At 60.0% G+C, this 1,211-nt stretch carries 1 protein-coding gene; it reads left to right on the top strand.

The window, feature by feature from the left end; genetic code table 11:
- Nucleotides 1-84: 84 nt before the first annotated feature.
- The coding region (locus ASG69_RS12535) for a DNA methyltransferase (RefSeq protein WP_200933816.1) at nucleotides 85-1,211 on the top strand (1,127 nt) is incomplete at its 3' end.

The raw sequence follows: 1,211 nt of genomic DNA, 5'->3' as shown, positions 1-1,211 counted from the left end.
GAGATTGCGGTAGTTCGTGGGCGGGAGTTGGCGGAGGCGGGTGCGCGAGTTGCGTTGGACCATCTTGGCGTGGGGGTTCGGGCTGTGGGTTCGCATTTGGGTGGTGAGGAGAGAGCCTTGCGGCGGGCGTTGCGTGCTCGCGCGCGGCAGCTCGGTGACGCTCTGGACGGTTCGGCAGCAGAGGTTGAACCTTGTCGTCTGTTGATCGGAGAGGTTGCCTATGAGCAGTGGCATCGGCTGTTGTTCGCGCGCTTTCTTGAGGTGAACGGGTTGTTGATTCATCCCGAGTTTGAGGCGCCTGTTTCACTTGCGGAGTGCGAGGAATGGGCGGTGAGTCTCGGTGAGCCGGATGGGTGGTCGGTGGCGGCGCGGTTTGCTTCTCAGATATTGCCGGGTGTCTTCAAACCGTCGGACCCGTGCACTCAGGTTCGGTTGGCGCGGGAAGATTTGCTAGCGCTCGAGCGGGTCGTGACGGGGCTGCCTGCGGATGTGTTCCGCGCGGAGGACGCGTTGGGGTGGGTGTATCAGTACTGGCAGTCGCAGGCGAAGAAAGAAGTCAACGAATCTGGACGTAAAATCGGTGGAGCAGATGTATCCCCTGTGACGCAGCTGTTCACCGAGCATTACATGGTGCGGTTCCTGTTGGAGAACTCTCTCGGGGCGTGGTGGGCTGGTCGGCATCCCGATTCTCCGCTGTTGGAAGAGTATTCGTACCTGCGGAGACTCGATGACGATTTGCCGGCGGCTGGGGTTTTCGGCGGGTGGCCGGCGAGGGCATCTGAAGTAACAGTGATGGATCCCTGCTGTGGATCCGGTCATTTTCTTGTGGCGGCGTTCGGGATGTTGTGGAGAATGCGCGCGGAAGAGGAAGGGCTGAGCGACTCGGACGCTCAGGACGCCGTCCTGCGGGACAACATATTTGGTCTAGAATTGGATCCAAGGTGCACGCAGATTGCGGTGTTTGCATTGGCATTGGAGGCATGGAAGCAGGGTGGGTACCGTGGTTTGCCGTTGCCCAATGTAGCGTGTTCGGGGATTCCCGCAAAAGCGCCGCTATCTGAGTGGACCGCCCTTGCGGAGGGCGATTACAAGCTTGAATCTGCGTTGACTCGGTTGCACGCCTTGTTCCGAGACGCCGATACGTTAGGCAGTCTCATCGATCCAGTTCGAGCGACAGAGCAAGCGGGACTCGAGTCCATCGACTGGAGCGA

Source organism: Rhodococcus sp. Leaf225, assembly GCF_001426145.1.
Lineage (GTDB): Bacteria > Actinomycetota > Actinomycetes > Mycobacteriales > Mycobacteriaceae > Rhodococcoides.
This window is presented reverse-complemented; position numbering and strand designations above follow the sequence as displayed.